The sequence below is a fragment of the Vibrio sp. Vb1755 genome, from assembly GCF_033338635.1.
Classification (GTDB): domain Bacteria; phylum Pseudomonadota; class Gammaproteobacteria; order Enterobacterales; family Vibrionaceae; genus Vibrio; species Vibrio alginolyticus.
Genome location: NZ_JAWOTA010000002.1, coordinates 324,293 through 347,364 on the forward strand (window position 1 = coordinate 324,293; position 23,072 = coordinate 347,364).

General features: G+C 43.5%; 23 protein-coding genes. 16 read left to right on the forward strand and 7 right to left on the reverse strand.

All coding sequences use genetic code 11. The annotated features are described in order from the left end of the window. Positions 1-48 precede the first annotated feature (48 nt). A complete protein-coding gene (locus R7E00_RS03995; RefSeq protein ID WP_053349908.1) occupies positions 49-1,752 on the reverse strand; it encodes an FAD-dependent oxidoreductase in 1,704 nt (567 codons plus the stop codon). Between the two features lie 151 nt (positions 1,753-1,903). Here R7E00_RS03995 and R7E00_RS04000 point away from each other — a divergent pair, with 151 nt between their 5' ends. The 3 genes from R7E00_RS04000 to R7E00_RS04010 are packed head-to-tail and all read left to right on the forward strand — an operon-like array spanning position 1,904 to position 3,068. Continuing rightward, a complete protein-coding gene (locus tag R7E00_RS04000) occupies positions 1,904-2,194 on the forward strand; it encodes an ArsR/SmtB family transcription factor (protein ID WP_005376206.1) in 291 nt (96 codons plus the stop codon). 5 nt (positions 2,195-2,199) lie between these two features. Next, positions 2,200-2,613, forward strand: coding sequence for a YeeE/YedE family protein (locus R7E00_RS04005; protein ID WP_372058356.1), 414 nt, complete (start codon positions 2,200-2,202; stop codon positions 2,611-2,613). A 14-nt stretch (positions 2,614-2,627) separates the two neighbouring features. Then, positions 2,628-3,068 carry a YeeE/YedE family protein gene (locus tag R7E00_RS04010; RefSeq protein WP_239939094.1) on the forward strand — a complete coding sequence of 147 codons (441 nt, stop codon included), beginning with the start codon at positions 2,628-2,630 and terminating at the stop codon, positions 3,066-3,068. A 53-nt stretch (positions 3,069-3,121) separates the two neighbouring features. Here R7E00_RS04010 and R7E00_RS04015 read toward each other — a convergent pair whose 3' ends face one another. Continuing rightward, positions 3,122-3,985 (reverse strand): endonuclease/exonuclease/phosphatase family protein, encoded by an 864-nt coding sequence (locus R7E00_RS04015; protein ID WP_064369248.1) that lies wholly within the window; start codon positions 3,983-3,985, stop codon positions 3,122-3,124. A 309-nt stretch (positions 3,986-4,294) separates the two neighbouring features. Between R7E00_RS04015 and nrdD the strand changes: the two genes are divergently transcribed. Together nrdD and nrdG are read left to right on the forward strand one after the other, a co-directional pair. Continuing rightward, positions 4,295-6,415: an anaerobic ribonucleoside-triphosphate reductase gene (gene nrdD / locus R7E00_RS04020; RefSeq protein ID WP_005388026.1), complete on the forward strand. Its 2,121-nt coding sequence runs from the start codon at positions 4,295-4,297 to the stop codon at positions 6,413-6,415. 83 nt (positions 6,416-6,498) lie between these two features. After that, on the forward strand, positions 6,499-6,969 hold the full coding sequence (gene nrdG / locus R7E00_RS04025) for an anaerobic ribonucleoside-triphosphate reductase-activating protein (protein WP_005376213.1): 471 nt from the start codon (positions 6,499-6,501) through the stop codon (positions 6,967-6,969). Between the two features lie 84 nt (positions 6,970-7,053). Here the strand turns inward: nrdG and R7E00_RS04030 are convergent, their stop codons facing one another. After that, complete coding sequence (locus R7E00_RS04030; protein WP_005388027.1) at positions 7,054-8,439, reverse strand: MATE family efflux transporter; 1,386 nt, start codon at positions 8,437-8,439, stop codon at positions 7,054-7,056. 120 nt (positions 8,440-8,559) lie between these two features. Here R7E00_RS04030 and R7E00_RS04035 point away from each other — a divergent pair, with 120 nt between their 5' ends. From R7E00_RS04035 to R7E00_RS04045, 3 genes are all read left to right on the forward strand, one after another. Beyond that, positions 8,560-9,417: an AraC family transcriptional regulator gene (locus R7E00_RS04035; protein WP_262606018.1), complete on the forward strand. Its 858-nt coding sequence runs from the start codon at positions 8,560-8,562 to the stop codon at positions 9,415-9,417. A gap of 155 nt (positions 9,418-9,572) precedes the next feature. Next, positions 9,573-10,760, forward strand: coding sequence for an aromatic amino acid transaminase (locus tag R7E00_RS04040; RefSeq protein ID WP_017634625.1), 1,188 nt, complete (start codon positions 9,573-9,575; stop codon positions 10,758-10,760). Between the two features lie 11 nt (positions 10,761-10,771). Next, positions 10,772-11,455, forward strand: coding sequence for an ATP-dependent zinc protease (locus R7E00_RS04045; protein ID WP_005388032.1), 684 nt, complete (start codon positions 10,772-10,774; stop codon positions 11,453-11,455). A 122-nt stretch (positions 11,456-11,577) separates the two neighbouring features. Here R7E00_RS04045 and R7E00_RS04050 read toward each other — a convergent pair whose 3' ends face one another. Beyond that, positions 11,578-12,114 carry a hypothetical protein gene (locus tag R7E00_RS04050; protein WP_017634623.1) on the reverse strand — a complete coding sequence of 179 codons (537 nt, stop codon included), beginning with the start codon at positions 12,112-12,114 and terminating at the stop codon, positions 11,578-11,580. 153 nt (positions 12,115-12,267) lie between these two features. Continuing rightward, on the reverse strand, positions 12,268-12,642 hold the full coding sequence (locus tag R7E00_RS04055; protein WP_005376220.1) for a YgiW/YdeI family stress tolerance OB fold protein: 375 nt from the start codon (positions 12,640-12,642) through the stop codon (positions 12,268-12,270). A gap of 155 nt (positions 12,643-12,797) precedes the next feature. Between R7E00_RS04055 and R7E00_RS04060 the strand changes: the two genes are divergently transcribed. The 4 genes from R7E00_RS04060 to modC all read left to right on the forward strand — a co-directional run bounded on the left by R7E00_RS04060 (position 12,798) and on the right by modC (position 16,894). Further along, positions 12,798-14,249, forward strand: a complete 1,452-nt coding sequence (locus R7E00_RS04060) for a cobyric acid synthase (RefSeq protein ID WP_262606019.1) — start codon at positions 12,798-12,800, stop codon at positions 14,247-14,249. Between the two features lie 69 nt (positions 14,250-14,318). Beyond that, on the forward strand, positions 14,319-15,074 hold the full coding sequence (modA, locus tag R7E00_RS04065) for a molybdate ABC transporter substrate-binding protein (RefSeq protein ID WP_262606020.1): 756 nt from the start codon (positions 14,319-14,321) through the stop codon (positions 15,072-15,074). Positions 15,075-15,101: 27 nt separating this feature from the next. Continuing rightward, the gene (gene modB, locus R7E00_RS04070; protein ID WP_064376841.1) at positions 15,102-15,791 is read left to right on the forward strand and encodes a molybdate ABC transporter permease subunit; all 690 of its coding nucleotides are present in this window, start codon (positions 15,102-15,104) and stop codon (positions 15,789-15,791) included. Then, positions 15,788-16,894 carry a molybdenum ABC transporter ATP-binding protein ModC gene (gene modC / locus R7E00_RS04075; RefSeq protein ID WP_005376229.1) on the forward strand — a complete coding sequence of 369 codons (1,107 nt, stop codon included), beginning with the start codon at positions 15,788-15,790 and terminating at the stop codon, positions 16,892-16,894. The genes modB and modC overlap by 4 nt, the downstream gene beginning before the upstream one ends. Before the next feature lie 76 nt (positions 16,895-16,970). Here modC and R7E00_RS04080 read toward each other — a convergent pair whose 3' ends face one another. Continuing rightward, positions 16,971-17,408, reverse strand: coding sequence for a DUF3069 domain-containing protein (locus tag R7E00_RS04080; protein ID WP_182016087.1), 438 nt, complete (start codon positions 17,406-17,408; stop codon positions 16,971-16,973). Between the two features lie 273 nt (positions 17,409-17,681). Between R7E00_RS04080 and R7E00_RS04085 the strand changes: the two genes are divergently transcribed. Beyond that, on the forward strand, positions 17,682-18,641 hold the full coding sequence (locus tag R7E00_RS04085) for a diguanylate cyclase (RefSeq protein ID WP_171053575.1): 960 nt from the start codon (positions 17,682-17,684) through the stop codon (positions 18,639-18,641). A 252-nt stretch (positions 18,642-18,893) separates the two neighbouring features. Here R7E00_RS04085 and R7E00_RS04090 read toward each other — a convergent pair whose 3' ends face one another. Then, on the reverse strand, positions 18,894-20,132 hold the full coding sequence (locus R7E00_RS04090; protein ID WP_130545642.1) for a sensor domain-containing diguanylate cyclase: 1,239 nt from the start codon (positions 20,130-20,132) through the stop codon (positions 18,894-18,896). Positions 20,133-20,385: 253 nt separating this feature from the next. On the opposite strand from R7E00_RS04090, the gene R7E00_RS04095 reads away from it, so the two are divergent. The 3 genes from R7E00_RS04095 to R7E00_RS04105 all read left to right on the forward strand — a co-directional run bounded on the left by R7E00_RS04095 (position 20,386) and on the right by R7E00_RS04105 (position 23,068). Continuing rightward, entirely contained in the window at positions 20,386-20,754 is a 369-nt protein-coding gene (locus tag R7E00_RS04095) for a late competence development ComFB family protein (RefSeq protein ID WP_047101090.1), read from the forward strand. 41 nt (positions 20,755-20,795) lie between these two features. After that, positions 20,796-21,077 (forward strand): HlyU family transcriptional regulator, encoded by a 282-nt coding sequence (locus tag R7E00_RS04100; RefSeq protein ID WP_005376244.1) that lies wholly within the window; start codon positions 20,796-20,798, stop codon positions 21,075-21,077. A gap of 434 nt (positions 21,078-21,511) precedes the next feature. Then, positions 21,512-23,068, forward strand: coding sequence for a Re/Si-specific NAD(P)(+) transhydrogenase subunit alpha (locus tag R7E00_RS04105; RefSeq protein ID WP_213907660.1), 1,557 nt, complete (start codon positions 21,512-21,514; stop codon positions 23,066-23,068). Positions 23,069-23,072: the final 4 nt, after the last annotated feature.

Consider the following 23,072-nt stretch of genomic DNA (forward strand, 5'->3'; position numbering starts at 1 on the left):
AAAAAAAGAGAAAACCAAGCACAAGGTTTTCTCTTTTTTATTATCAAGTTATAAGCGAGCAAATTTGAGTGTTCTGTATCCACCAATCAAGTTGCGGGCTTTGTAACCATTGTTGACCAGCTGACGGTATGCTACGTTACCGCGTAACCCAACTTGACAGTAAATCACGATCTCTTTGTCTTTAGGAAGTTCGTGCATGCGACGACGTAGTTGATCGACAGGAATATTAATTGCACCTTCAAGATAACCAACGGACTCCAATTCACCAGGATTACGAACATCAAGTAACAGTTGGTCTTCTGTCAGTGAATCCATTTCATCATAATGAATCGCGGTCGCATCGCCTTTGATGATGTTATTTGCCACAAACGCCGCTTGGTTAATTACATCTTTAGCAGAGCCATAAGGTGGCGCGTAAGTTAGCTCGAGGTGTTGCAGTTGCTCTACCGTCATACCAGCACGCTGAGCAACTGCCATTACGTCGATACGTTTATCAACACCGTCTTTACCTACTGCTTGCGCACCTAATATTTTACCTGTTACTGGATCAAACAGCATTTTGAATGACACGGTTTCTGCACCTGGGTAGTAACTCGCGTGACTTGCTGTATGCACATACACTTTTTCATAAGCGATGTTTTCACGTTTCAGTTGTTTCTCGTTTTTACCAGTAGAAGCGACGGCTAAATCAAAAATCTTACAGATCGCCGTGCCTTGCGTACCTTGGTAAGTTTCTTGGCGGCCAAGCATGTTGTCTGCTGCCATTCGGCCTTGACGGTTTGCCGGGCCCGCAAGTGGCACTAGAGTTTGCTCGCCAGTCACAAAGTCTTTCTCTTCTACCGCGTCGCCGACAGCGTAGATCGAAGGATCGCTGGTTTGCATGTATTCATTGGTATAAATACCACCAAGAGCGCCGATTTCTAAGCCAGCTTCTTTTGCTAATTTGGTCTCGGGGCGAACACCAATTGCCATAATCAAAATATCGGTGGTGAGTCTTTCACCATTGTTTAGTGTTAATTCCAATTCACCTTCTAGATGTTGGTGTTTTTCGCTTTCACCAGAGTCGAAACTTGCCACGTGCTCGTTAGGTACGAATTTCACCGACTCAAGTGCGACGCCAAGTTTAAGGTCGATGCCTTTCTCACGAATTTCAGCATGTGCGAAGCCAGCCATTTCACGGTCAACGGGCGTCATCACTTGATCCGCCATTTCGACTAATGTGGTTTTTATGCCTAGCTGGTGGAAGGCTTCCATCATTTCCAAACCGATAAAACCACCACCAACGACCGTAGCGTGTTCAACTTTGTTGGTTTCGATCGTTTTAATGATGCGATCCATATCTGGAATATTGCGCAGCGAGTGCGTTAACGGGTTATCAATACCCGGAATAGCTGGCACAACTGGACCTGCGCCAGGGCTGAGTAGAAGAAAGTCGTAGCTCTCTTGGTATTCAGAGCCATCAAGCAAATTGTTAACCGTAACCGTTTTGTCTTGACGGTTAATAGAAACCACTTCGTTCATCACACGGACATCAACATTGAAACGCGCTAGAAAGCTCTCAGGCGTTTGAAGAAGCAGTTTGCTGCGCTCTTGGATATCGCCACCAATGTGATAGGGTAAGCCACAGTTTGCAAATGACACAAATGGACCGCGTTCAAACATAATGATTTCTGCGTCTTCACTAAGACGACGAGCGCGAGCTGCTGCAGATGCACCGCCAGCAACCCCACCAATAATCACGATTTTGCTCATGGATTTCTCCTGCTGAATGATCGAAAACGCCTACACCTTACTTAAATAAATTAGCTGAGTCTAATATTATTTAATCTACATTAGCATTGACTTAATAATATTAATTAGTAATATCTAATAAAATGTAATGTAGTAATGAAGAGGCATAAGAATGGGCGACAGTATGCTACAAAGTGCGACCGAAGCGAGTGAGCTACTTAAAATTATGGCTCATCCAGAGCGCCTAATCGTGATGTGTAAGCTGATTGAAGGCGAGAAAGGGGTCGGTGAACTGTTTGAAGGTTCATCATTAAGCCAATCTGCTTTTTCACAACATCTAACCGTATTGAGAAAGCACGACATCATTAAAGCTAGGAAGGTTTCTCAGCAGGTATTTTATTCAATTTCTGATGAAAGAGTTGGTCCGCTGGTTGAGGCATTTAAGCAAGTTTTCTGTAAGTAATTAGTTTGGCGGTTGCTATGTTTGAAGTTCCTTGGATGTCGCTTTTGGGCGGCATAATAGTTGGCGTATCAGCGATAACACTGATGCTATTTACTGGCAAGACTGCTGGGATCAGTGGGATCTTAAACGGTGCCGTTGAGAACGCAGATCGCGTTTGGCGCATTGTTTTTTTAATTGCGATGGTATTAGGTGGCGTGTTTGCTGTTTATGTTCTTGGCGGGCATGTACCAGAACAGTACAGCGGTTCTGTTGTTTTAGTTATCGTTGCTGGCTTGTTAGTCGGTGTCGGTACGCGTATCGGCAATGGTTGTACTAGTGGTCATGGCATTTGTGGGATAGGGCGTTTCTCAATCCGTTCTGTGGTCGCGACGTGTACTTTTATGGCCACAGCCATGTTAACCGTCTTGCTAGTATCGTGAGGAATAGTGTCGTTATGAAAACTCACGTAATGAAAAGTATTAAGCAAATGTCCGTTGTTGCATTTTCTGGTGTGCTCTTTGGTATTGGTATGGTGGTCTCTGGTATGGCAGATCCGGCAAAAGTGATCGGCTTTCTTGATATTACCGGTTCATGGGACCCAAGCTTAGCCTTTGTAATGGGCGGAGCACTTGCGGTGTTCGTTCCAGCTTATCTTTTATTAATAAAGCCAAGAAGCGAATCTGTGTTTGGTGATGAGATTGTCTGTCCGACTTCTAAAACGATAGACAAAAAGTTAGTCGGTGGTGCAGCACTGTTTGGTATTGGTTGGGGCTTACTGGGTGTGTGTCCTGGTCCTGCGGTTGCCAGCCTTTTTACTGGCAACACACAAGTTCTGCTCTTTATAGCGGCAATGTTGGTTGGGTCATTCACCGCTAAAAGAATGGTTCGTGGCTAAAGAGTTCTTCAACGCAAAAAAGAGTATCTCAACGTTAACAGAGAACTTAAACGCTAAAAAGTGAGTGTCGTAGAAACCGGGCAATGGTCACTCAGTTTATAGTCGAGTACATCTTGTGTTTTGAAAACGGTTTGAACACCAGACGACGCCTTTAAATCACCACTCACAATAATGTGGTCTATCACCGAGCGGAATTGGTGGGTTTTATTCGGATTACGATTAGAACGCACTTTACATTCCGCTTTAGTGTCTTTAGTCACTAGCTTTGCACTAGTATTGTCCGATATCACGTCCCATAACCAATCTCCTTGATAACCCAAGTTGTGGTTAAAGTCGCCAAGCACGACATAATGTTGTTTGTTGTCCTCGCGCGCCTTTATCCACTTAGCTAGTGCCTGTCCTTGTTGTTTCACTATCTTACAATCGCGGTTATTACGATACGCGCCACTGCAACCCGCTTTCAGATGTACAGAGAGTAGGTGAGTCTCGTTTTCTTGGTTTGGATTTAAAACAAGGTAGCTCGCGAAGCGAAGCTTGCTGTTGCCTCGTGTGATAGAGAAGTCTGGCTTGTCTAATACGCTTACGCCATTGCGCACGGCAAAGCCTGTGTATTGGTTGGTGTCGTTAAACTGAAGGTGTCGGTTGGAGGCGTTTGAACGATCGGAAAGATAGATAGTGAAGTCATTGCCAACAGCTTTTTGCATTGCAGCGACGCTTTCGACTTCTTGAAAAGCAAGAATGTCGGCTTGTGTTTTATCCACATAGTGGGTCAGTTTTTCAAAATCTTGTGGTGTTCTCGACACTTTTCCACCATCTATAGATAACCATTCTATGTTCCAACTGGTTAGATTGATGGAGTTTTGAGCAAATGAAAGAGAACTAAAAAGTAATATTAACGTAACAAAAAGTGATCGCATTTTGGCCTGTTGCACTCCTATCTTTTAGCGTATTCCTTTCCATCCTTTATCCTACAAGACCTCCAAAAATAGCAAGTAGATTTAGTACCAATTTTGCAATTTTCATGGTTTTCTTCGCAACTGAGATCAACGCCAATAAGATCGATTTCTTCTTGTTCGCTAGCCAATCTTTATTGATCAAAATCAATGTTTTCGAGTGGTGCTTCTCGTTAAATACGCCACAATATATTGTGTTGCTAGAATAAAAAATAACCCCATATAGTGTGTTTGTGGATAACTCTGTGAGTATGCTCGGGTAAGGAGAACAAGGTGAAACCAATCGTAATCAAACGCGACGGATCAAGAGCTCCGTTCAACAGGGATCGTATCCAAGCAGCAGTTGAAGCAGCAGCGGAAAACAAAGATAAAGATGTCGCTATTTATGCTCTTAATGTGGCTCTTGCTGTCGAGTTACAGTTAAGAGAACACGATGAAGTTCACATCCATGAGATTCAAGACTTAGTCGAAAATGAACTCATGCAAGGTCCTTACAAAGCCCTAGCGCGTTCTTACATTGAATATCGCCACGATCGCGACATCGCTCGTGAGAAGCAAAGTGCACTAACTCGCGAAATCGAAGGTTTGATTGAAGAAAGTAATCTGGATCTAATCAACGAGAACGCGAACAAAGACGGCAAAGTAATTCCGACTCAACGTGACTTGTTGGCTGGTATCGTAGCGAAACACTATGCGAAGACGCACATTCTTCCTCGCGATGTGGTTCAAGCGCACGAAGTGGGTGACATTCACTACCACGATTTAGACTACGCACCGTTCTTCCCAATGTTTAACTGTATGCTTATCGATCTTAAAGGCATGCTGACGCATGGTTTTAAAATGGGTAACGCTGAGATTGATACGCCAAAATCAATTTCGACTGCAACAGCGGTAACAGCGCAAATCATTGCTCAAGTCGCGAGCCACATTTACGGCGGTACAACCATCAACCGTATTGATGAGGTTCTAGAACCGTACGTAATCACAAGCTACGAGAAACACCTAGAGATCGCAAAAGAGTGGAACATTGCTGAGCCAGAAGAGTTCGCAAAAGCACGCACTGAGAAAGAGTGTTACGACGCGTTCCAATCTCTAGAGTACGAGGTAAACACGCTACACACGGCGAACGGTCAAACACCATTCGTTACGTTTGGTTTTGGTCTTGGTACAAGCTGGGCATCACGCCTTATCCAGAAATCGATTCTGAAGAATCGTATTGCAGGTCTAGGCAAGAACCGTAAAACAGCGGTATTCCCTAAACTTGTATTCGGCATCAAAGATGGTTTGAACCACAAATCAGAAGATCCAAACTACGACATCAAGCAACTTGCGCTTGAGTGTGCGTCTAAGCGTATGTACCCAGACATTCTTAACTACGACAAAGTAGTGGAAGTAACCGGTTCATTCAAAACGCCAATGGGTTGCCGTAGCTTCCTTGGTACTTACGAAGAAAACGGTGAGCTGATTCACGAAGGTCGTAACAACCTTGGCGTCGTGAGCTTGAACCTTCCTCGTATCGCTATCCGTGCAAACGGAAGCGAAGAGAAATTCTACGAGCTTCTAAATGACCGCCTACGTCTTGCTCGTAAAGCACTAGAGACACGTATCTCTCGCCTTGAAAACGTGAAAGCACGTGTGGCCCCAATCCTATACATGGAAGGCGCATGTGGTGTTCGCTTGAAAGCAGACGACTCAATCGCAGATATCTTCAAGAACGGTCGTGCGTCTATTTCTCTTGGTTACATCGGTGTACACGAGACAATTAACGCGCTATTCGGTACAGAAGCGCACGTTTATGATGACGCTGTTTTGCGTGAAAAAGCGGTCGCGATCATCAAGCATCTAAAAGATGCTGTGAATCAATGGGCTGACGAAACAGGTTATGGTTTCAGCTTATATGCAACGCCAAGTGAAAACCTATGTAGCCGTTTCTGCCGCATCGATGCGAAAGAGTTCGGCGTAATTGAAGGCGTAACAGACAAAGGTTACTACACCAACAGCTTCCACCTAGATGTTGAGAAGAAGGTGAACCCATACGACAAGATCGACTTTGAGATGCCTTACCCAGAAATCTCAAGCGGCGGCTTTATCTGTTACGGCGAGTTCCCGAACATGCAACGTAACGTTGAAGCACTAGAAAACGTATGGGACTACAGTTACACCCGAGTGCCTTACTACGGAACTAACACGCCAATTGATGAGTGTTACGAGTGTGGTTACAACGGTGAGTTTGACTGTACAAGTAAAGGCTTCACTTGCCCAAGCTGTGGCAACCATGATTCAACCAAAGTGTCAGTGACACGTCGTGTTTGTGGCTACCTAGGCAGCCCAGATGCACGCCCGTTTAACTTCGGTAAGCAAGAAGAAGTGAAGCGCCGAGTTAAACACCTGTAAGGTTAACTACCACTCGTTTTACACTTTGAAAATCAACTTTAAACAGGTTGATTTTCTCTTTCGCGATAACACAGAGACGCATTATGAATTACCACCAATACTATCCAATTGACGTTGTTAACGGACCGGGTACGCGCTGTACGCTGTTTGTGTCGGGTTGTGTGCATCAGTGCCGTGGCTGTTATAACCAGTCGACGCAACGTTTGGATTCTGGTGTACTTTTCACGCAAGAAGCGGAAGACAAAATCATCGCTGACTTAAACGACACGCGTATCAAACGCCGTGGCTTGTCGTTGTCGGGTGGAGATCCGCTTCACCCTGCTAATGTGCCTCATATTTTGAAGATAGTGAAAAGGGTGAGAGAGGAGTGCCCAGGTAAAGACATTTGGGTTTGGACTGGCTACACGCTGACGGAACTGAATGACGCGCAAAGGGAAGTGGTGCAATACATCGATGTTTTGATTGATGGTAAGTTTGAACAAGACAAGAAAGACCTCAATCTCGAATGGCGTGGCAGTTCAAACCAAATCATTCATCGCTTTACGGACATCTAATCAAGCATTCTCCGCACATAAAAAGGGCTCACGCGTGCATAACGGGTGAGCCCTTTTGGTGTGAGTTCGTTAATGTCTTTTTGGTTACGCTGTCACCGATTGGTCATCTTCAACCATATTATTTATCCAACGTTTAGATTGAATACGGTAAGTCGTCAGTACGCCTTTCACTAACTCTTCCGCGAGCAGAGACATCAAGACAAAATGCAAAGGCAGCCCTAGCACCATGCCTGTGTAATAAGTAAGGGGGATGCCAATAGCCCACTGACCGAACGTGTCGATGAAAATGCTATAGCGAATATCAGCGCCACTCTTTAGTACGCCGCCAATCCCAACCATGTTAAACACCCTCAAAATCATACCTAGCGCCATGACTAAACATACGTTAAGTGCCATGTCTGCATCGGTTAACGGGCTCAGTACCAATAGGTGATGAATCATGGGCGAGCTCAACCACACTAGGAAAAACAGCAAGGTGGCTAAGATTGCGCTGGTTAACACATACCACCACGCCGTTTTCTCGACTCGGTCATAATGTTTTGCACCAATATCATTCCCAAGAAGAACGGATGCAGCGACCGCAAATCCCATAAAGGTTGAAATCAGTACCCCTTCAATCGGTGATAAGAATGAGATGATCGCCAGTTCTGAAACGCCCAATTGCCCATAGATGATGCTGTAAACGATCAATCCACCAGTCCAAAGCGCATCGTGGACCAACATGGGTAAAGAAACCTTAAAGTACTTTTTTCGATACTGTTTTAGGCGGCCTTGTACCCAATCGAACTTAGTCGGAATTAGGTAAGCATATCGTTTGTAGAAAAAATAAATCAAGACGGCGGTTTGGAAAAATCGAGAAACAAAACTACCTACGGCTGCACCAAATACGCCCCATTGAGGGAAACCAAATAAACCAAAAATCAAAACATAATTAAGCGCGACGTTAACGACAATGGCGGAGATACTAACGTTGGTTGCCAGTTTGGTTTGGCCCACGGAGCGCAATACCGCTTCAATCGGTACTACTATCGCCGTAGCAATGAGGCTAAAGCCCGTAACCACAAGATAATCACGTGCATAAGTGACGTATTCAGGATCGTCTGACATAAAAGAGACGATCTCTTCATCAAAAATCGCATAAAGAACGATAAACGGCAGCGTCACCAAAATGGAAATAAACCAAGATTGCGCCAACGTTCTGCGAATTCCGGCTAGGTTTCCTGAGCCGTAGTATTGAGAAGCAAGTACGGTAACTGCACCGCACAGGCCAAAGACAACCGCTAGGTTGAAGAAAAAGATACGATTTCCAACTCCAACTGCTGCCGTTGCAGATTCTCCGAGTAGGCTTACCATGAAAATATCCACGACGCCGAGCAAAGCAAAAAGCATGGACTGAAGTGAAACAGGTAGGCCAATCGTAATCAGCTTTTGCCAAAATGCTTTATCGATGTATTCGCGTGTTAAGAGCATCGCATTTCTCCTTAAAGATTAATGCGAGTAGTTTATCCTCATGATTTGGCGGTGTATTTTTCAAAGGAATCCAAAACCTTTGTAAAACTCTCTACTAACGCACATGTGAGCCAATAAATCATGGAAGATAAACAAGAACGCTACGCGATTTCAGAAAAAACTTATCAAGAGTTTATTGATCACAGTCGAGTATTAGCACTTGAGGAGAGAGGCATTGTGCAGTGCGGCATTGCCACTTGTCGTGACTTCTTCTCTGTTTATCGTAAAAACCAAAAGAAACACATGCTGCTCTATACGGTGCGTGGTAAAGGGTGGCTAGAGAGTGGGACTTATCGATACGATTTGGAACCGGGCTCGTTGATTACAGTACCCGCAGGTGTTGAAAACGGTTTTGGTATAGAAGAAGAACCTTGGCAGATCGCGTGGCTTTTTCTTGCTCCTGATAGAGAGTGGCCGATATTAGAATGTGATGTTCGCTATCAGCTTTCATCTACACCTGAAGTGATGTATGCATGTATCCAAACACTACTACGCAGCATTCACCTTCCAATCGATTATGTTGGTGCGGTAGGTGAGCATAGTGTGGCTCAGTTAGAGCTGATGTTAAACATGCCGCCCTCAGAGTCGATATCACGCAGCCAATTGAGGCTTCGGCGTGTATTTGACCTTGTCCAACGTCAGCTCCATAAGGATTGGAGCGTTGAGCAGGTGGCGGCTCTATATCCATGTTCGGAGCCTCATTTGCATCGACTGACTCAAAAGCAGTTTGGTCGAAGCCCAATGGCACATTTAACGCGTATGCGCATGGAATATGCTGCTAGGTTACTTCGTTCAACAGAATGGCCAATTCAGCATATTGGAGAAATAGTCGGATATCCGACAAGCGCTAACTTTAGTACACGTTTTAAAGCGTGGTCGACCATGACACCAAGAGAGTTTAGAAAAAACGGTAGAGTGGATTGGTACGACGAGGAGTGAATCGTTCTTTTTCTGAACGATAGAGCGCACAAAACTCACCGCAATCCAGAATTTTGTTCTCTAATTGATGAAATAAGTGAAAAATCATTTCGTCATTTTTTGCGATGGTGTTAACGTGAGGTTCGGTACTTGAATTTCAAAGGGTTATGACTTTCATGTTTTCTAATCTCCCAACTCCCGTATTAGATCCTATTTTATCTCTATCCGTTGCATACCGTAACGATGAACGTCCAAACAAGGTTGACCTTGGCATTGGCGTATACAAAAACAGCGCAGGCGAAACGCCGATTATGAAAGCCATTCAAATGGCGCAGGATGTCGTTGTTGAAACTCAAAAAACCAAGTCTTATGTTGGTCTTGCGGGTTGCGAAGAATTTAATAAAAGCATGATCGATTTGCTGCTGACGGGAACGTCTGCAATGGATCGTGTTGCAGCTATTCAAACGCCAGGTGCAAGTGGTGCGCTGCGTATGCTCGGTGATCTAATGAAGATCGCACAGCCAGATACGACGGTTTGGATTTCCAACCCAAGCTACGTAAACCACAAGCCAGTGATGGAAGCAGCAGGCCTTAAAGTTAAGTTCTACCACTATTTCTCTTCGGAAACGAAACAAGTAGACACCGCAAAAATGATGGATGATCTTGCGAAAGCTGGGCCTTCAGATGTGGTACTTCTTCATGGTTGTTGCCACAATCCAACTGGTGCGGATATTGACTTCTCTGCTTGGCAAGCCATTACAGAATTGTCGCAGAAGAACGGTTTCATCCCATTTGTGGACATTGCTTACCAAGGCTTCGGTGATGGCCTAGAAGAAGACGCAAAAGGTCTTCGTTTTATGGCAGATAACGTTGAAGAGATGTTGATTACTACTTCATGTTCGAAGAACTTTGGTCTGTACCGTGAACGAACTGGTGCAGCGATTGTGGTTGGTAAGAACATGCATGATGTAACCAATGCAAAAGGTAAACTCCTCACTCTAGCTCGCTCTACTTACACGATGCCACCCGACCATGGTGCAGCTTTAGTTAAGACCATTCTGCAAGATGACAATCTCACTTCCGTTTGGAAGCAAGAATTGAGTGAAATGCAACATCGTTTGGTTAGCCTTCGTCAAAGTTTGTGTAACGAGTTGAGAAACAACCATAATACAGATCAATTTGATTTCATTGAGGGTCACAAAGGCATGTTTACTGTGCTAGGCTTTAGTGGAAACCAAATGGCGCAACTGCGTGAAGATTATGGCATTTATGGTGTTGGCGATGGTCGAATTAACATTGCCGGACTTACCGAAACTCATATTCCATACGTAGCGGACGCAATTAAGAAAGTATCTCAAGCTTAATTGGAGTGTGGATGAAAAACTGGAAACTGATTCTGCCGCTTATGATGAGCGGCAGTTTAATTGCTTGTACGTCAACTCAAACGACGCAGGAACCTGTTGAGCCAGAGTCGCCAAAGGTCGAAGAGCCCGTTAAAGTCGAGCCAGAAGTGAAACCTGATGTAGATCCAAAGCCAGAGGTGGAGCCCAAACCAGAAGCGAAACCTGAGAAAAAGCCGGAACCAAAGCCTAAGAAGCCAGTCAAGGTCACAAAAACACCCGATGGCATGTTAATTCTTGGTTCTGAAGAATGGGTTTATGTTCCTGAAATTGACCAGACTTTCAAGGCTAGAGTCGATACAGGTGCGACAACATCATCAATTAGTGCGACTGACATTGTTCCGTTTGAGCGTGATGGTAAAGACTGGGTTAAATTTAAGATAGATTTAGGTGACAAAGACACCAAAGAATTTAAAGTACCCGTTGAGCGCTGGGCTAAAGTTAAGCAGTCTTCGTCAGAAGAGGTGGATAAACGAGCGGTGGTAAAAGCCTACATTACCGTTGGGGATCACAAAGAAAAGACAGAGTTTACGTTAGCGGATCGCGGACATATGACGTTTCCAATTTTGCTTGGTCGAAGCTTTTTTAGAGATATTGCCGTTGTGGATGTATCGAAAAAATATGTGCAAGATAAACCTAAAAAAACCGCTAAAAACTGATGTATTAAAGCTAGTTTCTGCTACAAGCTAATAATTCTTGATTAGCAAAAAATGGCCTCCAAAATCGGAGGCTATTTTTATTGAATCATATGCTTGCTTGTGATGCCTGGTAGTCATATCCACTAAAATGCAAAACGAGCAGACATTACAATTTGCTGGCCATAGACACCATTATTTTTGAAATCTGCACCAAGCGATAGTTGTTGAGTTGAGTGGAATCGTGCGCCCAGATTGTAAATGGTGTTCGAATCGTCATTATCTATGATTTGGCCGATACGGCCATGTAGCTCAACATTTTGCATAAACCAAATACGAGTGCCAATATTCACTTCCGTGCGCCACTCGTCACCCACTTTATCACTGCCGTTCTCTTTAATGTTGTGTACCAACATTTGGCCATAAATATCTGCAAATTGGCCTGCTGGCCCATTAAAGCCTATACCACCAGCAATGTCCCAGTCTCCGCTAAACTCACTGTCTGCGCGAGCAATGAAATGGGTATTCTCTGTAAAGTAGGTATTGAACTCGCCACCAAATGTACCAGGGCTAGTGCCCATGCGAAATTCCATCGTGTTGTAGTTGAAATTATTTGCATGTGCGGAAAGTGGCAAAATAGCACACAAACCAAAGGCTGCAACCTTTAGAGCTTTACCTAGCATGGTGTCTCCGGGCAAGATGATTAAAATGAACAAAAAATGGTCTGCAAAAAGCAGACCAAGATTGATAAAGCTATCATTTTAAGTGCTTGCCGTCACTATTTAGCTGTAATCGTCACTACATCATGTTGATATGCACAGCAATCGGGGTTTGTTTTACATGACTACGAGTTGTTCGACTTCAATCTCTGGTTTGTTCCCGCCTTCAAATTCGCCAAACAGACGGACTTTAGTCGTGTGATCAATCGGAGTATTTAGCTGAATATCGTCATCGAGTTCGACCATCACTTCACCGGAACCATCGCTAAAGACAAACTTATCCGCGCGAACTTGACGCAATAAGTTACCTTCAACGACCACATCTTTTTCAGTAAACATATTGGAGTCGTTTAGCAAGGCATCCAATTTTTCCACAGTGACAGGACCGTTAAACTGCAAGTTTGATTGGTTTTGAGCGTTATCTTTCGCGAACGCGATAGAAGGAGCAATAGCTAAGGCGGCGATTGTTGCGATAATTGTATTCTTTTTCATGTTACATCCTCATCGGTTTGTTTTGATGGGGTCATTAAAACAGGGCTTGTTTGAACCAATGATGATTTCAACATTCATATTCTATTCATTTGCTTGAGTAAGTGGGGACGATGACGTTATGATTGTTCATCTTCCTCTATTCCTTACGAATGTTCATGAAATCAGCGATCCCATCTTTAATGGTTCAAGGCACCACTTCGGATGCCGGAAAAAGTGTCCTTGTGGCAGGTTTATGCCGTGTATTAGCAAGAAAAGGGATAAATGTTGCCCCATTTAAGCCACAAAACATGGCACTAAATAGTGCGGTAACCAAAGATGGCGGTGAAATAGGTCGAGCACAGGCCGTTCAGGCACAGGCGTGTAATATTGAGCCAACCGTACATATGAATCCGGTTTTAATTAAACCTAACAGTGATACAGGTGCTCAGATCATTTTGCAGGGTAAGGCGATTTCCAATATGGATGCGGCTGGCTTTCATGATTACAAGAAAGTGGCGATGGACACGGTGTTAGATTCCTTCTCTCGTCTGACTCAAGAATTTGATTCGATCATTATCGAGGGCGCGGGGAGTCCTGCTGAAATCAATTTACGAGAAGGCGATATTGCAAACATGGGTTTTGCTGAGGCCGCTGATGTACCAGTGATCATTGTTGCTGATATTGATCGTGGTGGAGTGTTTGCACATTTGTACGGAACACTTGCGTTACTTTCTGAATCTGAACAAGCGCGAGTAAAAGGATTTGTTATCAACCGTTTTCGAGGTGATATTCGTTTATTGCAATCGGGCCTCGATTGGCTAGAAGAAAAAACAGGTAAATCTGTACTTGGTGTACTTCCTTTTCTTCATGGTTTGAATTTAGAAGCAGAAGACGCGATCACTGCACAGCAAGAGTTGCACTCTGAGGTAAAACTGAATGTTGTTGTGCCTGTTTTAACCCGGATTAGTAATCATACTGATTTTGATGTGCTGCGATTGAATCCAGACATCAATCTACGTTATGTAGGTAAAGGCGAAAAAATAGATAAAGCCGACCTGGTTATTTTGCCTGGGACCAAATCAGTGAGAGACGATCTGGAGTATCTAAGAAGCCAAGGGTGGGATAACGATATCTTGCGTCATATTCGTCTTGGTGGAAAAGTGATTGGTATCTGTGGCGGCTACCAGATGCTTGGAAACTTGATTGATGATCCAAACGGCGTCGAAGGCCAACCAGGTCAAAGCGAAGGACTTGGCTTGCTTGATATCACTACGACGCTAACTAACAGCAAACAGCTTACAAACACACAAGCACAGCTTTCTCTTAACGGCAAAACAGCCAATGTAAAGGGTTATGAAATCCACGTAGGGCGAAGTGAAGTACGGGGCCTGCAACCTCTTACATTCAGTTCCGGTGAAGCGGAAGGGGCGATCAGCGAGTGTGGCCAAATCATGGGAACCTACCTTCACGGGTTCTTTGACGAGGAAGATGTCTTAAGCCTGGTATCAGAATGGGTAAACGGCACCCAAATCAAACAACAAGACTTTGAAGAGTTAAAGGAGCAAGGCATTAATCGCATCGCAGATGCGATAGAACAACATGTGCGCCTTGATTTTTTGTTTAAATAGCCCATTAACTGATTGAACTTTATATTTAAATAACCTGTTCTTTCGCTTGCCTTGTATTGGAGTATCTCTATGAAAGCATGGAAAAAGCATGCTTGCCTTGCGGCAGTATTAAGCATTTCATTTTCAGCAAACGCAGCAACGAACCTAAAAGTGTATGCAGCCTCTTCTATGACGAATGCGATTAACGAGATCGCGCAAAACTTTGAAGAAAAGTATGACGTTTCTATCACTCCCGTTTATGGTGGTTCTTCTTCTATCGCTCGACAAATTATCAATGGCGCACCAGCGGATGTATTCATTTCTGCGAACACGAAATGGATGGATTATTTGGTCGATAAAGACGTCATTTATCGTGACAATGTCACAAATCTAGTGCGCAATAGCTTAGTGTTGATTGCGCCTCAGTCTTCAGAATTAACCTCATTTAACTTTTCTGATGCAAAGGCATGGGAGAAGGCATTGCATGGAAATCGTCTTGCTTTAGGCAATCCGACGTCAGTACCTGCTGGTATGTACGCGAAAGAGTCATTGACTACACTGGGTGTATGGAAAGCGGTTCAAACTCACGTCGCACCAGCAAAGAATGTGCGCTTAGCTTTGGCGTTGGTTGAACGTGGAGAAGCGCCTTTAGGTGTGGTCTACAAAACCGATGCTCAGTTAACTGATAAAGTCAAAATTGTCGGCGAATTTGCGAGTGATACGCGTGCGGCTATTGTTTACCCGGCTGCAATTGTGAATGATTCTACTGAGTCGGAGCAGTTCTTCCAGTACCTAAAATCGGACGAAGCCGCACGCGTTTTTGCTCAATATGGCTTTCAGCAATAAATCGACCTTCAATTATAGGAACGAAGCGTGACAGAACTGGAATACCAAGCCTTAATGTTAAGCCTCAAAGTAGGCGCGTACGCAGTACTTTGGCTGATTCCTCTCGGCGTTTTTCTTGCTTGGCTACTTTCTCGAAAAACGTTCTTTGGTAAATCGATTCTCGATAGCTTAATTCATTTACCACTGGTATTGCCGCCAGTGGTAATCGGCTATTTGTTGTTGATTTCTTTAGGACGACAAGGGTTCCTTGGAAAGTGGCTCTATGAAAACTTAGGGGTAGTCTTTAGCTTTAATTGGAAAGGGGCAGTAGTCGCTTGTATTGTCGTGGCTTTGCCTTTGATGGTTCGTTCAGTACGCTTAAGCTTAGATAGCGTCGACCCTAAATTGGAGCACGCAGCCTCTACGTTAGGCGCTTCTCCTTTAAAAGTGTTTCTCACCGTCACGTTACCACTGACCATTCCCGGAATTATTACGGGCACGATGCTGTCATTTGCTCGTAGTCTTGGCGAATTCGGGGCGACGATCAGTTTCGTCTCTAACATTCCGGGTGAGACCCAAACTATTCCGCTGGCAATGTACAACTTTATTGAAACGCCAGGTGCAGAAATGCAGGCGGCTCGTCTGTGTATCATTTCTATCGCGTTAGCCTTGTCTACATTAATGATCTCTGAATGGCTAAATCGTAAAGCGGCAAGCAGATTGGGTGCGAAACAATGACGATTAAAGTCCAATTTAAACAAATGCTTGGTGAGACTGACTTCGACATCAAACTTAAGTTACCCTGTAACGGAATTAGTGCCTTGTTTGGACGATCTGGTGCAGGTAAAACGACGTTGATTAACATCATCAGCGGATTGGTCACTCCAAGGCAAGGGTATGTTGCGGTTGGTGAGCATGTTTTGTTTGACAGTGAACAGGGAATCAACCTACCAACGCACAAGCGTGGTATTGGTTATGTGTTTCAGGATTCACGTTTGTTTCCTCACTATTCGGTTCAAGGCAATTTGTTATATGGCGTTAAAGAAAAAGATGACGAGTATTTTGATGCAGTCACCGAACTCTTGTCTATCAAACCGTTACTAAAGCGCTTTCCGGTATCACTTTCTGGTGGTGAAAAGCAACGTGTTGCGATTGCGCGCGCATTGCTATCTAAACCCAATTTGCTTTTGATGGATGAGCCACTTGCCTCACTCGATATGCCAAGAAAGCGTGAGGTAATGCCTTTTCTCGAGGAGTTGTCGGAGAAGGTAAATATCCCTATTATCTATGTCACACACAGTCTCCAGGAAATTTTAAGGCTTGCTCAGCACCTTGCAATTATTGACCAAGGTAAAATTTCGAGTTCAGGTAAGCTTGAAGAGGTGTGGGCTTCTCATGCTATGCGTCCATGGCAATCTTTCTCAGATCAAAGCAGCTTATTTGAAGGCCGGATTGCTGAACATCATGAACGTTATGCACTGACTTGTATCAGCCTTGCACCTAATGTATTCCTGTGGGTGCAAAAGATTGACGGAACACCAGACACGCCAATACGCTTGCAAGTGCGTGCCAACGACGTTTCTATCACGCTCGAGCAGCCCAAGGCGACGTCGATTCGAAATATTCTGCCTGCTATTGTCGATTCCATCGAAGTGTTTAACGCAGCCGATGACAAACAGAGTATTAATGTATCACTCAAGCTAGACGAGAAATGTTATTTGTGGGCAACGATCACACCGTGGGCCCTTGACGATCTCAACCTAAAAATTGGTAGCCGTGTTTTTGCACAAATTAAAGGTGTCAGTGTGACACAAAAAGATATGGCACTAGCGCCTCATTAACCGTTTAGACTGATTTACGCTTCATGATCAAAAAAGGCCGCAAAGTACGGCCTTTGTTACTAGAAGAATGTCGGAATTACTTCGTGAATACTTCTTTGAATTCACGCTTAAGAAGTGGGTCACGACGTGCTTTCTTAAGTTGCTTAACCATGTCTTTCACACAGTTGTGAAGCACATTATCAAGTAGTTGAGCACGGTATTCTTCTTTATCTTCATCTGTCATGTTTTCTGGCAGATTAAGAGTAGGAAACTCTTCCATCACATTAATACCAGCGAATGCTTGGCCTACAGAAACTAGAGCATGAAACTGTTCAAAGTTGTCTAGAATGTTCTGTGCGCTTGCTGGCATTTCGTCCCATGATTCACGTACCGCTTCTTCAGACACTTCATGGATAGAGGTAACCATTTCGAACATTTGCTCTGGAACTTCGTCAAATTCGATAACTTTACGTAGCTCTGGAGAAATGCTGGCTAGATCGATTTTTTTGCTTTCGCTGTTAGTTGCTTCTGACATGGTGTGTCTCTCATTACAAAAAGGCGGGAATATTAATACCAAATGCATCAAATAGCTATACCCATTAATCCACAAGATGACCAAAGTGAATGAGTTTGTTGAACTTCTGCTCACAGGCCATGATTAGATAGGGTAACGTCCAGTCTAACTGCTTTATGCAATGGATTCCGTGATATTCAAACAAAAATATAGCACTTAATTATGAGTCGAATGCAACAACTCTATGAGTATGGTATATGTTTAATAAAGACATAATTAAAAATGGAACGCGTTATGCAACCGACAGGGACATCGATGCGAATCCTTCTGGTTGACGATGTTCAGCTAGACAGGATGCAGTTGGCTATTCGTCTAAAGCAACTTGGACATATTGTAAAAGCCGTAGGTAGTGGACTAGAGGCGTTAAATACCTACGAGAGTTTTGATCCGGAACTGGTGTTGCTCGATATATCAATGCCAGATATGAACGGTTTTGAAGTCTCTCTTCATATAAGAGAAACGTTTCCGGATTGGATCCCAATTATTTTCTTGAGTAGTCACGAAGAGCCAGAAATGATTGCTAAAGCCATAGATGCGGGCGGTGATGACTATTTAATTAAGCCGGTAGATAAACTGGTACTGAACTCTAAACTTATCGCAATGCAGCGTATTGCTCATATGAGACGAGAGCTTAAGCAAGCGACAGCTCAATTAGAGCAAGTTAATCAACTTTTGACTCAGCAAGCGAATGAAGATGGCCTAACCAAACTCTATAACCGCCGTTATATCGACCATAAGTTGGAATCGATGGTTGCATGGCATGGCCGTCACAACATGCCAATGGCTTTGATTCTATTGGACGTCGATTTTTTTAAACCGTTTAATGATAATTACGGTCATATTGAAGGCGACCGTTGCTTGCAAGCGATTGCGAATCAACTCAAGGCGACGTTTTGTCGCTCTGGGGAATATGTAGGTCGATATGGTGGAGAAGAGTTTGTTGTGTTGCTAGGGTGTACCGACACTCAAACAGCAGAAAGAGAAGCCGAGCGTATACAAGAGGCTATGTATTTTCTCGATTACCCACATGAGTATTCTAGTGTGTCAAGTAGAGTGACGGTGTCACAGGGTGTTTTTGTTTTTCAACCGACAGGGAAAGAAGTGCAATCAGATTTGTATGCAACCGTTGATAAAGCACTATATACATCAAAATCTTTGGGAAGAAACACACATACTGTGGTTAATTCTTTTTAAAAACAAAATCTTATGAATACTACTCCTTTTGTTGCGTTGTCACTTTTTGGTGGTTATTTTAAAGCTAACTCAAAGTAAGATAGGCAAAACAGTGCGAACGGAATGTCGCAATCGGGCGTATACCTTATACCTTTGATTAGATAGATAACATCGGGATAGTGGCAACGATGAGTGCTGTTATTATGCTGATGGGGAAGTTCGGTTTTGTTTTAAACCCGGACAAGCTTGTTAACTTTCACGATTGGTGAGGGTCTAACGAAGCTTTATGCAGTTACGTCCGGCCTTTTTCGCTTTGTAAAGTGCTTCGTCCGCTAATTTAATGACGTCCAGAGGAGCTTGCCCATTCCGGCTATCAGCAACTCCGAAACTTGCGGTAACAAAAACCGACTTTCTTTTCGAGCTGTTGCTACCACGACGTTTTTGTCCTTGTTTATGGTTCTCAGGGCGAGATTCTTCATCGCGTAATATCATCTCGTATTCTGCAATCGATTTGCGAGCTTCTTCCAAAAAGTTCTTACATTCGTCAGCGTATTTGCCTTTAAAAACGATGGTAAATTCTTCTCCGCCAAATCGATAAACTTTTGCGCCGCCTGGGGTTTTAGTGAGGCGCGAAGCGACCATTTTTAGAACGTCATCACCAGTATCGTGACCGTAGGTGTCATTAAACTTTTTAAAATGGTCAACATCAAGCATTGCGATCGTGAACTTCTTACCCATGTGTTTTAGATCGAGATCAAGTGCACGTCTGCTCGGAATCAGCGTTAGGCTATCGGTGAAAGCCAATTGATGGCTAGCGGAAGCGGCATAAATAATGATAAGCAGCCCTGTTAGCGTAAACATGGTGCTTGATATGTACTGCACATCAAAGAAAATGAACGTCGCAGACGCCAATACCATGGCAGAGTAGGTCATCGCATGGATAATTTCATTCTTCTTTAAAACAAGAATTCCAAGAAAACAGACAATACCCACGCAATATAAAACAAGAATGAAAGGCAGTTTAGAGACCGTCGGTACAATAAATAAAATACCGCTTGTCCATTGTTCAAACCCTCCTTCAACGTAATATGCTAGCGTTAGATAAGACCAAAGAACGAACATTGCTAACATCAAGATGTAAGTCAACATGGCTCTAGAGTCAAAACCTTCTTTACTAAACAAAAATACCGTAAGAAACGAGACAGGAAGTAACGTGGCTAAAATGGTTAGCTCAAGTAAAGCGGTACCACTTTGAAGCGGGACTTGTAGGCGGTGCTGTATCACGAAATAGGCTAGCAACATTGCCAAGCACACCATGGACTCTCTGCCTTGCTTAAATGAATAACAAAGGAGTAGCGCACAACCTAATAGTATGTACGGCAAGTTTGCGGCAATGCCCCAGTTTGCCTGAGTCATCTGAATAATGCTGTCCATGCCCGAACTCACTATGCCCAGTAGCAAAAAAGGGAATAAGAATCTGAAGCCTGATGAAGTCATTGACGATGAGGACATCTATTACAAACTGCCTGAAAATAGTTGACTATATAATTGGTTAGGTAAATCGTTTTATCAATATGGATATTTATCCGTTATTGAATTTCGAACTTTGAGAACTAGCAAGAATACGTCTATTTGTTCCTTTTCCCAAGTATTTTGGAAGACATTACCGCAAAAAGAGAGAGATTGATTAAATTAAGAGCAATCAATAAGTTGTTATAAACAAGTCGTTGCTATACTCATTTCATAGGAAAAAGGAGATTTACAGATGCAGATAAGCTCAGATGTGCACAATTACATGGAAACATTAGTAGGTCAGGTTCTCAGTTTGCCCGAATTTTTAGAACAGTATGACAACGAACAGTTAGCCGATATTGCTTGCCTTGCGCTTATCCAGCTCAAGCCTGTCTATATCCGTTATGATATTGATTTTTTGTCTTCACTTCCTGAACAAAAATTAAGCCAGTTTAAGCAAAGCGCGGATATAGCGGTGAAAAACGCCGCAGAAATGGTGAAAGAAGACAGGCGTAAGAACCGAGAGTATGATGTGCCTGTAATTTTTTCCCATACTAGTTATGATGATGACAAAGAGTTGGATTGGTATGAAAAACCGATCCTTAACGTTAATATTAAGTAAGAGTCGCTCAGTTGACTAGTGAGCTGACCCAAGGAGGAATCGTGGGATTTTTTTCGCGTTTGTTTGGTGGTAGTGAGAAAACGGTTGAAGCCAAAAATATCGAACCAGTTGAATATAAAGGTTTCCTTATTTACCCAGAGAGCCTTTCAGAGGGCGGACAATATCGCATCGCTGGTCGAATAGAAAAGCATGACAATGATGAAGTGAAAACACATCGGTTTATTCGCTCCGATTTGCTTGGCTCAGAGCAAGATGCCAATGACCTTATGTTGAAGAAATCTCAAATGTTTATTGATCAAATGGGCGATAAAATCTTCGACTAGCAATTTACTGCAATTTGATTCCAGTCATCTTAAAAAGAGCCATTAGTGTATATGCTAGTGGCTCTTTCTTTTTAACGCTTAAATCTCTGTTAAGTCAGTATTTAATCGTTACCTGGTTAGACCTCAGTCTAGTACGGTGTTGCGTTGTTATTTTTCGTGCACAGAGCGACAATCATTCATTACTTAGCGTTATATGTAATGAAATTTAGTATTTAAATTACAAAACACTTGAAGTAATGAGACGCGTTCGATACAAACAGAATAATAACAGGGCTGTTAGTCAAGGTGTTATTATGCAAATGGGTGTCCCCAAACATCATCTTTCGTTTGCAATTGTCTTGCGTGGTAAACAGATAGAAATAAAAAAGAATTAGAGTAGAGCGACGCTCTGTTTTGGGACTAATTTATTGATATGTATACAAGGAGTATGCGTTTTGCAAATCGGTGTACCTAAAGAGATACTCGCGGGTGAATCGCGAGTGGCTGCATCGCCGAAGTCGGTTGAGCAGTTAATAAAATTGGGATTCGATGTCGCGATTGAATCCCAAGCGGGGGTGCTAGCGAGTTTCGATGATGCCGCTTATGAAGCAGCTGGTGCGAAAATCGTTTCTAGTGAAGAAGTTTGGGCATCTGGCCTTATTTTAAAAGTTAATGCGCCAATTGTGGATGATGAGCAAGACATTGACGAAATTGCGTTACTGCAAGATGGAGCAACACTGGTTAGCTTTATTTGGCCGGCTCAAAATGCTGAGTTGATGGAACAACTTTCCAGTAAGAACATTAACGTTCTTGCCATGGATTCCGTTCCTCGTATCTCACGTGCACAAGCCTTAGACGCGCTATCTTCGATGGCTAATATCGCTGGTTATCGTGCAGTGGTTGAGGCAGCTCATGAGTTTGGTCGTTTCTTTACAGGTCAAATTACGGCTGCCGGTAAAGTACCTCCAGCGAAAGTATTGGTTGCGGGTGCTGGCGTCGCTGGCTTGGCGGCTATCGGTGCTGCAGGTAGCTTAGGTGCCATTGTCCGTGCGTTTGACGTCCGCCCAGAAGTAAAAGAGCAAGTTGAATCGATGGGCGCTGAGTTCCTGACCGTTGACTTTCAAGAAGAGTCAGGCTCTGGGGATGGCTACGCAAAAGAAATGTCTGATGACTTCAACAAAAAAGCGGCAGAGTTATACGCAGAGCAAGCTAAAGATGTTGATATCATTATTACGACCGCGCTCATCCCTGGTAAACCTGCGCCGAAGTTGATCACCAAAGAAATGGTCGACAGCATGAAAGCGGGCAGTGTAGTTGTCGACTTGGCAGCTGCTAATGGCGGTAACTGTGAATATACAGTGAAAGACCAAGTTATCATGACGGATAACGGCGTAAAAATTGTTGGTTACACTGACATGGTTGGTCGTTTGCCAACACAATCTTCTCAGCTTTACGCGACAAACCTTGTCAATCTTCTAAAACTGCTGTGTAAAGAGAAAGATGGCAACATCAATATTGATTTTGAAGATGTTGTTATCCGTGGCGTTACCGTGGTGAAAGCAGGTGAAGTTACTTGGCCAGCGCCACCAATTCAGGTTTCAGCTCAGCCGCAAGTGAAACAAGAACAGCCTGTAAAGCCAGAGCCTAAAGTAGAAGAACCTACGTCTCCAACGAAGAAAATTATTGGTGTGGCAGCGGCTGTTGGAGCCTTTGCATGGGTAGCATCGGTTGCTCCGGCAGCGTTTCTTTCTCACTTTACTGTATTTGTTCTAGCGTGTGTTGTCGGATACTACGTAGTATGGAATGTTACCCATGCACTTCATACTCCACTAATGTCAGTAACGAATGCTATCTCTGGCATTATTGTCGTTGGTGCATTACTGCAAATTGGACAAGGTAATGGCGTCGTTTCATTCCTATCTTTTATTGCCGTATTGATCGCGAGTATCAATATCTTCGGTGGTTTCACCGTCACTAAGCGTATGCTTGAAATGTTCCGCAAAGATAAATAGGAGT